The 11,046-nt window shown below is 51.2% G+C and carries 12 protein-coding genes and 2 tRNA genes; 6 read left to right on the top strand and 8 right to left on the bottom strand.

Annotated elements, in window-relative coordinates; genetic code table 11:
- The first annotated feature begins 530 nt into the window (after positions 1–530).
- The 6 genes from HY879_19265 (at position 531) to thiM (ending at position 4,892) form a co-directional block, all read left to right on the top strand.
- Positions 531–803, top strand: a complete 273-nt coding sequence (locus HY879_19265; GenBank protein ID MBI5605477.1) for a hypothetical protein — start codon at positions 531–533, stop codon at positions 801–803.
- 201 nt (positions 804–1,004) lie between these two features.
- On the top strand, positions 1,005–1,238 hold the full coding sequence (locus tag HY879_19270) for a hypothetical protein (protein MBI5605478.1): 234 nt from the start codon (positions 1,005–1,007) through the stop codon (positions 1,236–1,238).
- 124 nt (positions 1,239–1,362) lie between these two features.
- The gene (locus HY879_19275; GenBank protein ID MBI5605479.1) at positions 1,363–2,052 is read left to right on the top strand and encodes an FKBP-type peptidyl-prolyl cis-trans isomerase; all 690 of its coding nucleotides are present in this window, start codon (positions 1,363–1,365) and stop codon (positions 2,050–2,052) included.
- A 154-nt stretch (positions 2,053–2,206) separates the two neighbouring features.
- The gene (gene thiE / locus HY879_19280; protein ID MBI5605480.1) at positions 2,207–2,833 is read left to right on the top strand and encodes a thiamine phosphate synthase; all 627 of its coding nucleotides are present in this window, start codon (positions 2,207–2,209) and stop codon (positions 2,831–2,833) included.
- A gap of 15 nt (positions 2,834–2,848) precedes the next feature.
- Positions 2,849–3,934: a thiamine-phosphate kinase gene (thiL, locus tag HY879_19285; GenBank protein MBI5605481.1), complete on the top strand. Its 1,086-nt coding sequence runs from the start codon at positions 2,849–2,851 to the stop codon at positions 3,932–3,934.
- Positions 3,935–4,076: 142 nt separating this feature from the next.
- Positions 4,077–4,892, top strand: a complete 816-nt coding sequence (gene thiM / locus HY879_19290) for a hydroxyethylthiazole kinase (GenBank protein MBI5605482.1) — start codon at positions 4,077–4,079, stop codon at positions 4,890–4,892.
- A gap of 55 nt (positions 4,893–4,947) precedes the next feature.
- Here thiM and HY879_19295 read toward each other — a convergent pair whose 3' ends face one another.
- The 8 genes from HY879_19295 to HY879_19330 form a co-directional block, all read right to left on the bottom strand.
- Entirely contained in the window at positions 4,948–6,348 is a 1,401-nt protein-coding gene (locus HY879_19295; GenBank protein ID MBI5605483.1) for a CoA-binding protein, read from the bottom strand.
- A gap of 99 nt (positions 6,349–6,447) precedes the next feature.
- Positions 6,448–7,119, bottom strand: a complete 672-nt coding sequence (locus HY879_19300; protein ID MBI5605484.1) for a DUF116 domain-containing protein — start codon at positions 7,117–7,119, stop codon at positions 6,448–6,450.
- Between the two features lie 18 nt (positions 7,120–7,137).
- Positions 7,138–7,815, bottom strand: coding sequence for a hypothetical protein (locus HY879_19305; GenBank protein ID MBI5605485.1), 678 nt, complete (start codon positions 7,813–7,815; stop codon positions 7,138–7,140).
- Positions 7,816–7,975: 160 nt separating this feature from the next.
- Positions 7,976–8,063: transfer RNA gene (locus HY879_19310), tRNA-Leu, on the bottom strand.
- 47 nt (positions 8,064–8,110) lie between these two features.
- The gene (gene murJ, locus HY879_19315) at positions 8,111–9,712 is read right to left on the bottom strand and encodes a murein biosynthesis integral membrane protein MurJ (GenBank protein ID MBI5605486.1); all 1,602 of its coding nucleotides are present in this window, start codon (positions 9,710–9,712) and stop codon (positions 8,111–8,113) included.
- Between the two features lie 76 nt (positions 9,713–9,788).
- On the bottom strand, positions 9,789–10,286 hold the full coding sequence (locus HY879_19320; GenBank protein ID MBI5605487.1) for an LEA type 2 family protein: 498 nt from the start codon (positions 10,284–10,286) through the stop codon (positions 9,789–9,791).
- Between the two features lie 218 nt (positions 10,287–10,504).
- Positions 10,505–10,864 carry a hypothetical protein gene (locus HY879_19325; protein MBI5605488.1) on the bottom strand — a complete coding sequence of 120 codons (360 nt, stop codon included), beginning with the start codon at positions 10,862–10,864 and terminating at the stop codon, positions 10,505–10,507.
- 65 nt (positions 10,865–10,929) lie between these two features.
- Positions 10,930–11,007 (bottom strand) — tRNA-Pro (locus tag HY879_19330).
- Positions 11,008–11,046: the final 39 nt, after the last annotated feature.

Below are 11,046 nucleotides of genomic sequence, written 5' to 3' on the forward strand. Positions count from 1 at the left end.
ACCTTTTGCTCCTTTCGTACGGATCAGCCACGGAAACAGTCCACGGCTATCCTACGCAAAGGAGCTTTTTTATTAAATACTACAGCATAGCTTTTTCAACTCTCCCCGGCGTAGCCGGGGGCTTAGCTCTGGAGTTATTTTCTGATACAGCGCCGCAATGCGGCGTTTCATAGCTTTTTACGAATTCATCATTCTTTATATTCAAAATCTTGGCAATCTGCTTCGATCTGCGTCCAAAAAAGGAATTTCCTATACTATCAAGTTTCAAGATGCAAGTTTCATGTGAAACACTTCGGACCTTAGACCTTGGACCTTGGACCTTAAACCTTTTTTCATGCTTCGTGGGTCTTAATCCCCTCGCCCCTCGCCCATAGCCTATCGCCTATAGCCTTTTCGAATCAGTATACCTCTTAGATCAATTTTCAGGCAAGGAGATTTTTATTTTCATTCCTTGGAGATCTATGTAGAATCAGTAGGCAGAAAAATCGGCTTAAGGATTGAATCAAATCTTTTAAGAGGAGGAAACAAAAATGGCGGAACAGAAAATGCTCGAAGAAACCTTTCACTTCATTTTGAAAAAAATGATCGAAACCGGACAGGCCCCCTTTTATACGGAGATCGCCGCTGAGCTCGGGGTCTCCATGGAAGAAGGGCGCCAGGTCCTCCATGAATTGCTTTCCGGGAGGGTGCCCGGCTGGCTTTTCCCCAGGACCGATCTAATCGCTTCTTTTGCACCCTTCAACAATCTTCCCACCCAGTACCGGATCACCATCGACGGGCAACAGAAATGGTTCGGTCAGTGAGCCTTTGAATCGCTGGCGGTCTGCTGGCTTTTCCCCGGGAAGATCGTTCAAATTGATACGCCCTGCCTGGATTGCGGGTTACCGATCCAGGCACAAATTCAAGACGGGAAAATAATCCAGGCCGAGCCCCGGGAGTTATCGGCCTATGTGGCCGTCCCCTTTTGGAAATGGTTTGAAGATGCCCCTTTTGCCTGAAGTACCATGAACTTCTTCCGGTCGGAAGAGCATGTGCGCAACTGGGCCCGATTCGATCCCGAAACCGGCGAAGGGATAATTCCCCTGGCCGACCTGGTCAAACTCTTTTCAGGTAATTATTTCCGAAGGCGTCTGGACAAAGACTGGCTCTCCCATAGCCGGGATTATGCCCGGGAAATGTTGAGCACCCTAAAGGAAATCGGCAAAACCGGCCCCTTTTGGTTTCGCCCGAAAACTTAAAGTCATGCATCAGCTCTATTTCGTGACCTGATTTGACAAATTTCCCGAAAAATGATAACTTATAGAACAGTTGCAGTGCAGGTCTGTCTATGAAGGCGGACCAATACGGGTAAAGGGAGTCTATATGAAATTGAAATGGATAGCCGTAGTGGGGATTTTGCTTTTCGGGACCCAGGTCCTGGCCGCCGATAGCGGAGCCCTGAAAAGTCAGAAGGACAAACTGAGTTACACCCTGGGGATCAATGTGGGTAAGAACATGAAACAGTTGCCGGCCGATATTGACCTGGAAAACTTTTTAAAGGGTTTTAGGGATGCCTTCTCAGGGACCAAACCCCAGCTTTCCGAAGAAGAGATGCGGACGGTCGCAGCCGCCTTCCAAAAGGAAATGGTTGCCAAACAAACCGAGAAGATGAAGGCAGCCGGTGAAAAAAACAAAAAAGAGGGGGAAGCCTTCCTGGTCGCAAACAAAAAAAAGGAGGGGGTAAAAACCCTGCCCAGCGGTTTGCAATACAAGATCATTAAAGAAGGGACCGGCAAAACACCTAAACCCACCGACAAGGTGACCTGCCATTATCAAGGCACCCTGATCGATGGTACCGAATTCGACAGTTCTTACAAACGGGGAGAACCGGCCACCTTTCCGGTCAACGGAGTAATCCCCGGCTGGACCGAAGCACTCCAATTGATGAAAACCGGCTCCAAGTGGCAGTTGTTTATCCCCTCGAAACTGGCTTACGGCGAACGGGGTGCCGGGCCGAATATCGGCCCCAATGCGGTGCTCATTTTTACCATAGAACTTCAATCGGTCCTGTAAATTTTTATTTTACAGGGATATTAAATCCTTATGCCTTTGGGGGCACCATGAAGCCTAAAAATGGATTCAAGGTTCAATGGGTTCAACTAACGACGGACTTTGGCCGACCCCTGACCCCAGAACCCTGACCCCTGAAGGTTATTTTCGCACTAACATGAAAAAGATCGGAAGATTTCACGTACTGACCGATACGGTCCTTCAACCCCGCTTTTCCCATTTGGAACTGGCCGAACTGGCTATTGCCGGGGGGGCCGATACCATCCAGTTTCGCTGGAAGAGCGGGCCCACCCGGGAGATGATTCGAATCGCCCGGGAAATGCAGGCCTTATGCCGTGAGGCCGGGGTGACCTTTATTGTCAATGATCGTCTGGACGTTGCCCTGGCCTCTCAAGCCAATGGTATTCATCTGGGGCAGGATGACTTCCCCATTCCCCTGGCCAGAAAAATCCTGGGCAAAGAAGTCGTTATCGGCGGCTCGGCCAATACCCTGGAAGAGGCCCGTAAATGTTTCCTGGAGGGCGCGGACTATGTCGGCTTTGGGCCCGTTTTTCCGACCAGTTCCAAGGAAGATGCCGGCCCGGCCGGCGGATTGGATCTCCTGGCACAGGTAGTCCGGGAAATCCCCTTACCGGTCATTGCTATCGGCGGCATCGCAAAAAGCAATACCCTTCAGGTGATCGGCGCCGGGGCCTATGGTATTGCCGTGATTTCGGCCGTCTGCTGCCAGGAAGATCCCAGGGGGGCAGCCGAGGCCATTCGATGCCTGGTGATTCGACAATAATGCGAATATCGAATTTTGAATATCGAATTTCGAATCATGAAGGGATTTAAAGAAAAAGATCAGGCTATGTCTCAACGGATATCGGATATCGGGGAATTCGGCCTGATCGGGAGAATCAACGATCTCCTGAAAAAAGAAGGCCTGCCTTCTGAACGGCTCACCCTGGGAATCGGAGACGATACGGCCGCCTTTCTACCCCGTCCGGGCTATGAAATCCTGGTCACTTGTGATTCCCTGGTGGAAGGCCGCCACTACCTGCCGGCCCATATTACCCCTTTGAATTTAGGACGCCGGGCCATGACCCTCAACATCAGTGACATCGGGGCCATGGGAGGCCACCCCCTATATGCCCTTATCTCCCTGGGATTAAAGCCCGAAGGTCTGGTTCAGAATATCGAAGAGATATACCGCGGCTTCCTCATGGAGCTGAACCCCTTTGGCGCTTCGGTCATCGGCGGCAACCTGACTCAATCGGGAAACGGGATGTTCATCGACATCACCCTTATAGGGGAGGTGGAACAGGGGAAATCGGTGCGCCGTTCCGGAGCCAAACCGGGAGATTGGATACTGGTCACCGGATATCCGGGTCAGGCAGCGGCTGGCCTGGCCTTGTTGCTTCAATCGCCGGACGCCGCTGAAATCCTGGAGCACCCCCTGGTCAAAATCTATAACACCCCTTCTCACCAGGCCCGATTGGGGGAAGCGATTGCCCAGGCCGGACTGGCCACGGCCATGATCGATACCAGCGATGGCTTTCTGGGTGATCTGGGCCATATCTGTCAGGAGAGCAGCGTCGGGGCCGAGATATTTAAAGAGAACCTTCCCTTAAGCCCCGGGCTTCGACAGGCGGCTGCCGGGTTAAACCGGGACCCCTACGATCTTTTTCTGGGCGACAGTGATGATTATGAATTGATTATCACCTGCCGGCCGGAAGATGCCGCCGCTATCCGTTCCCTGACGGAACAATCCTTTCCTGAACCGTTAACGGAAGTCGGCAGGATCACCGAGACTCCGGGCCAATTAACCCTGGTCCTTCCAGATGGTCAAAGACGTCCAGCCAATCCTTCCGGCTGGGATCATTTTAGGGCACATAAGGAATAAAAGAGGCTATAGGCAATGGGCTATGGGTTATAGACTAAAGGCGAGGGAGATTAAACACCACGAATCATGAAAATGGGTTTCGCCGAACGCCGAACGCTTAACGCCGAACGTTATTATATTACATAATGGAGAAACGATCAACATGACCAATCAGGAGATGGCCGGTAAGGCCGCCAAAAATTTAAGGCTTGTTCGGGAGAGAAAACCCCTGGTGCACAACATTACCAACTACGTAGTCATGAACACTACCGCCAATGCCCTGCTGGCTTGCGGGGCCTCGCCGGTCATGGCCCATGCCGCCGAAGAGGTGGAAGAAATGGTTTCTTATGCCGGAGCCCTGGTGCTCAATATCGGCACCTTGAGTCCTCCCTGGATTGAAGCCATGTTAAAGGCCGGGAAAAAGGCCAATGCCCTTGGGGTCCCGGTGATCCTGGATCCGGTCGGTTCCGGGGCCACCAGACTGCGCACCGATACCGCCAAAAGGCTCATTAAAGAAATGTCCATCCGGGTCATCCGGGGCAATGCCTCGGAGATCCTCTCCCTGGCCGGGGACGAATCCCTGGCCGCCACCAAGGGGGTAGACTCGGTCCACACCGTCGATCAGGCCACGGAATCGGCCATGGCCCTGGCCAGGGAACTTTCGACCACCCTGGCCATTACCGGTCCGGTGGATCTGATTACCGACGGCAAGCGGACCTTCCGGGTAATGAACGGACACGAGATGATGAGTCAGGTTACCGGAACGGGCTGCACCGCCACCGCGCTCATTGGGGCCTTCCTGGCCGTTGACCGGGACCCCCTCGAGGCGGCTGCCACCGCCCTGGCCTATTTCGGTCTGGCCGGTGAAAAGGCCGCTGCCCTGGCCTCAGGCCCCGGCAGCTTCCAAACCGCTCTTTTAGACGCCCTTTTTCTGATAAAAGAAGCGGATCTGCTGGCCGGAGCTAAGATTCAAGTTTGACAGCCGATAACGTCACAAATCCTCTTGGTTATTGAAATCGGTTCCCTATCCGGTTTCAAGATACAAGGGCCCGGTCCTTTACCTGGCGGCGGGCATAACGCCACATCCGGGAAAAGACCCGAACCGCCATCTCCGGAAAATCATAACAGGGAAATCCCTCTTTCTCAAAAAAGGGCTGGCAGATTTGCAGGTCCTGTCTTGATCCCATAAGGGAAAAGAAAAAGGGCTTGGAACACCGTCCTTTAAAGGCCTCCAGGATCGGCAGGTAGGGTTCGATGCCAAAAATGGCAAAGGAGATAAAAACGACACCCTTCACCTGATCATCTTCCATCAAGGCCTTTAAAATTTCGACAGAAGTTTTTTCAAAGCCATGGGTCATCATGTCAGGAAAAATGTCGACGGGGTTTTTCATTTTGGAGGGTGTGGCAATGATCCGTCCGATCTTGCCCAGAGTGGCCTCTGAAAAACGGGCCACCTCCAGACCTTCTTCCACGGCCGTGTCAATACTCATAATCGCCTGGGCCCCGCTGTAAGTGACGAAGGCCAACTCCGGACCGGTGGGAAGAGGCATATTGATAAAACCGCTTAGGGTACGGATGAACTCATCAATCCCGGACAGGCGCAGAACCCCGGCCTGGCGCATGGCGCTGTCAAAGATCCCATCGCTCACGGCCAGACTGGCCGTATGGGAAGCCGTTGATTTGGCTCCTTCCCGGGTGCGCCCTCCCTTAAGGATCAAAACAGGTTTATGCCTGACCGCTTCTTTGGCAATTTGCAGAAATCGCCGGCCGTCACGGATATCTTCCAAATACAGGCCGATGATTTTGGTCTGTTCATCTTCCATAAGATAAGCCAGGGCCTCCGATTCGTCGACATCCACCTTGTTTCCCAGACCGATCCCTTTGGATAACTGGAGTCCTTCCATGGAACTTAAATACCGCAGAAGGGCCCCGATAAAAATTCCCGACTGGGCGGCAAAACCGATAGGTCCCGGCCGGAGCATACGGACATCACCGAAATAAGAAGTCGTCAAACCCGTAGCCGTATTGACGATTCCCAGGGTATTCGGTCCAAACCCTCTCATTCCGGAAGCCTTCAGGATATCCCGGACCTGATCCTGGAGCTTTGCCCCCGCCGGCCCTGTTTCAGCAAAGCCTTCCGAGGAAATGACCACGCCTTTGACACCCTTCCGGGCGCATTCAGACAGGGCCGCGGGCACAGACCCTGGCGGGATATGCATTACAGCTAGATCGACTTCAAAGGGAATGTCTTGGATTGTCCTATGCAGGGGAACGCCGAATACTTCCCCACCTCGAGGGTTCACACCGGCAAACTTTCCCTGATACCCCACTTTTCGAAGGACCTGCAAAAGCTGTGACCCGGACTTGGCCGAATCACGGGAGGCCCCTATGACGGCCAGACTTTTAGATTCCAGAATTTCCCTGATTGATCGCATGTTAATACCGGTCTCCTTTTTAGATTTCCATCGCACGTTATCACAACCGGGGACCAATCCTCCTGACCTGTCCTAACCCCCCCAGGTCCAAATTACTGATCAGACCTTTAGTCGCAAACGGTCATGGACCTTTGTCCAATCAACCGTGGCATTACTACACTTGCGTTGGGGCAAAAGAATCCCTTGCAATGCATAACGGGTGCCGGACCGCTCGGAAACATATCCCTCCTTTTTGAAAGAATACCTCGAAAGCAGTCTGGTCTTTAAATACCAACAGCAGGTGACTCCTAACAAAGCCCGCGCATTATGGTGATCCAACTTCTCCTTAATAAATAAATGGCTGGGTAACAGGTCCGGCCGGCGTAAATAACGAGAGCTGGGTACAATATACACCCCGGCATATCCCAGTCCCAACGCTTCCTTTCGTACCCGGCCCAATTGACAATCCGGACAATCACTCCGGCAAAGCATACCCCGGGAAGGGTCGACCGGTGCCGGGCATCCAGGAGGACAAAGGCAGAAAGGAAAAAAAATCAGCCTCTGATGGAAAGGGGTGCCGGTAAAACCTTTTAAGAAATATCGGTTACCGACTTTGACTAAAAATTTGTAATTCCAATCACGGTTGATGGAATCAAGTATCCGGCTGGTCCATTGATTAAGGCGACGCAAGAACGACAGACTGACCCACAGCAGGGATTGTCGGGAGATGAAGAATGACCCCGCAACGGTCAAGCCTGCAACAATCAGTAAAATTAAAATCCAATGATTCATTGCCAACCTTTCAAGGGTTCATGAAACAGAGGGGCAATCGTTCCAAGTGGCGAGGTCGGTCGTTCCTCGCGGTGAAATCCCATAGACGCCCTTACCCAGTCGATCGAACCATCCGTAGACATTCCGGTAGAGAATCGTCCGAACCTCCGATTCCTCGATCGCCTGGGCGATAACCGATGCCTTGGTCGGTCCATTTTTCGTCAGGTATTGTGCAATCCGGATCGCCTTCTGCCGGTAAGCCGTCATCATTCCGCGCCGCCGGCCACTGCCGCCCGGCATCGGATCGCCCCGCCGCTGTTCGAATTCACCGAGCAGTTGCGCGCGCCGCTTCGGATGAATTCGGGGGTGATATTCACCGGGATCCAGCACCACCTCCACCCGGCTGCGCTTTGAATTCGTCAAAATCAGCATCAGGCCGATTCCCAGCATTCTTAGGAGTTTGATGATACGGCGGCGCCGCTTCCGGAACGCCCGGCAGGAAGAGGGAATCCCGATGTAGACAACCGACGAAATGCTCAGACGATTCACCGTCTGCAGGAGCACATCGAGGCTGAAAGCGAGTTTCAATTCGACAACGACGGGATCTTCTGTGCCTCGGACCGCCACCACGTCGCATTCCCGGATTTCGCCCTTGACTTCATACCCCTGGCCTTCCAGAAACCGCTTCACCGGATTGTAGAGATCGATTTCTTTCACGGGATCAGTGTGTAGAAAAAAACGGGATAAGTACCTGTTTTTAAAAAAGTGGGCCAGGCCTGTGCCCTGTCCAGTGGGGTAAATTTTAAGGGGTCGCGCATAAAAGAAAAGGGACTTAAAGCCGGTAAAACATTTAAGTCCCTATTTTTTATTACTTTTTTGGTGCCTGGGACCGGAATCGAACCGGTACAGCCGCGAGGACCGAGGGATTTTAAGTCCCTTGCGTCTACCAGTTCCGCCACCCAGGCACCTGCCCTTCTTTTTAATGGATTTCTAAAAATTGGTCAAGCTAAATTTAGCTTTTCAAGAACCGCTTTTTTAGGCTTCCCATCACCTCATTTATTTCCTGAATCCCCATCCAGCGAATCAAAATAAAATAACTTAACCCGGCCAGGGTAATGACCAGGAACAAAGAGACTATTTGATTCAAAAGACTTCTCTGATTCAGGAGCAGACCAAGCCCCTGATAAAGATAGAAAGCCAATAAACCCATAAGCAGGGAGGCCAGGATAACCTTGCTCAACGAACTTAAAAGGTATCGCAGGTCATACCCCCCCACTTTCTTATAAAGCACGGTACTCAAAAAAATAAAATTAAAGATGGTGGTGACCGAAGTGGAAAAGGCGATGGCCTTATGCTGAAAGGAGTCCAGGAATATCGAAATGACGATGATGTTGGTGATTACGGCCAGGAAACTGGCAATGACCGGATACCGGGTATCCTTGAGGGCATAAAAAACCGGTACGGTGATCTTGATGGAAGAATAGGCAAAAAGCCCGATGGCATAATAGGACAGGGCCTCGGCCGTATGGAGGGTATCCTGGGCATTGAAGCGTCCGTATTCAAAGATAAGACGGATAATGGGTTTGGCCAGAAAGGCCAGACCGAAAGAGGCCGGAATAGTCAAAAAAAAGGCCATGGTCAAGGAAGAGACATAGGTGGATTTCAAGGCCCCCATATCCCCCTGGGAGGCCTGGCGGGAAATAACCGGCAGGGTGGCAATGGAAATGGCCACCCCGAAGATACCGATGGGAAACTGCATCAGCCTGAAGGCGTAGTTTAGCCAGGAAACACTTCCTTCGGCACAACGGGCTGCAAAATTGGTATTGATAAAAATATTGATCTGGGTCGCTGAAAGCCCGATAACCGCCGGAATCATCAGGACCATGATCCGCCGCAGCCCTTCATCTTTCAGGTTTAAATGGGGCTGCCATCTGAATCCGCAGCCCTTCAGGGAAGGCATTTGAATGGCTAATTGCAAAAACCCGCCAATCAAGGTCCCTACCGCCATGCCGACAATCGGCGGCTGCCCGAATGATGGCGCCCACCAGGCGCAGAGGACCCCTCCAACAATAGACCCCAAGTTGAAAAAGGTGGAGGCCATGGCCGGCATAAAAAAAAGACCTTTGGTATTCAATATCCCCATGACTACGGCCGCCACGGAGATCAGAATCAGAAAAGGGAACATGATATTGGTTAAAAGCTGGGTCAGGGCGATCTTACCCTGAACCCGATCAAAATCCGGGGCCATAACCCGGATGATCTCTTCGGAAAAAATCATCCCCAGGATGGTTATCAGGGAAAGGAGCAGGGTAAGAGTCAACAGGACATTGTTGGCCAGCCGCCAGGTAGCCTCGGATCCTTTTTTCTGATCAAAATCCGTAAAGACCGTCACAAAGGCGGCAGATAAGGCCCCTTCGGCAAACAGATCCCGCAGCAGGTTGGGGACCCGGAAGGCCACTACAAAGGCATCCATATAGGTTCCGGCCCCGAACAGGACGGCCATAACCTGTTCCCGGATCAAGCCCAAAATACGGCTAAAAAAAACAGCAATGCCTACCGATCCGGCGGATTTGGCCACCTGGGTTGTAGTTGGGGAATTGGATGCCGGTTCCATATTAAAGCCTCATGCCCTGACAGGGCACCATGAATCATAAAAATAGGTTCCTTGGAAGACGAATGCTATTTTCGAACTAAAGCCCCTGTAAAAACCGGCGGGTTTTTTCTACCAGAAGGTCGGCCAGATTGAAGGTCCCCTCAAAGGAAAAAGGAAGGGACATCTTCCCTAACCAGGAATTCAATAAAACCTTACCCGTAAGGAGATAAACCAGATCTCTATTAAAAGGGTCTTTTTTACCTAAGGCCTGGAGGTCCTGAAACCTAATGGTGGCTGGAACGGCGATGGTGAAAGTCCCAAAAGCCGGGACTTCAAAAGGTTGATCCGATTCTCCGGTTGCCAATCGCTGCCCTTCCACGTCTAATCGATATTGATAGCCGGAAAACCGGCTGCTCATATCATTTGGATTGGAGACCTCGATGACCCCTTCGAAGGAAAAGGCCTCCTGATTGATATCGAGTATTCGAACTCTTTTCAGTTCGATGGGTGGATTTTGAAAGGCATAACCGAATGAACAGGACCAAAGGGTTAAAAAAATCAGGAAACAAAGATATCGGCTAATCCCAAAACACATCTTTCTCAATTCCAAAACGCCTAAGGATAGAATTTATTACAGGAAGAGCAATTTCGGTTGAAGGCCCATGATTCTTTACCGAATATTGGGGGCCTTTTCTTGAACCAGCTTCGATAGGTTTGAGAAGGATAATTTCCGATCCCTTTCCGCGATTACTGAGGATTTCTATCCCAAAGGGTTTTAAGCGTTGCAGAAGTTCCCTTAGAGACAGAGGTCTCTTAGACATGGTAATGGCTGGTTCGTTTACATGTTTTAGCGATTATCCAGGTAGGAACAAAAATATTCGAAGCGGTTTCTCCTTTAGACGGGGGGGTAATCTTGTGTTTCTTTTCCCACTGTTCCTGGCATTCAAAAAATTCCTTCCACACTTCCTGAGGCGCTGGATGATAAAGATATTCCAAGTTGTTATTTGTAAAGGCATAGTCCACCTGAACACCGATAACATCAAGAATATCTGTTTGGACTTGATCCAGGCTTGTAGCAGTCGTTACAAGATCCAACTCCAAACAATGAGCGATGAAAATCCCCTCTTCTTCCTTAATCAGGACGTTAAAGGTCATGGCTGTTTCTTGGATCATAATTGATATCCCTCCTTTTGACCTTATTAACCTGAAGTTTCGGACTTTCCAATCAAATTAAAATTTGGTCGGGGCGAGAGGATTTGAACCTCCGACCCCCTGCGCCCAAGGCAGGTGCGCTATCCAGGCTGCGCTACGCCCCGACAATTGTTTTTTACCACAAAGCCGGGTTAAAGGCAACA

The sequence above is a fragment of the Deltaproteobacteria bacterium genome (assembly GCA_016219225.1).
In the GTDB taxonomy this organism is placed as follows: Bacteria; Desulfobacterota; RBG-13-43-22; order RBG-13-43-22; family RBG-13-43-22; genus RBG-13-43-22.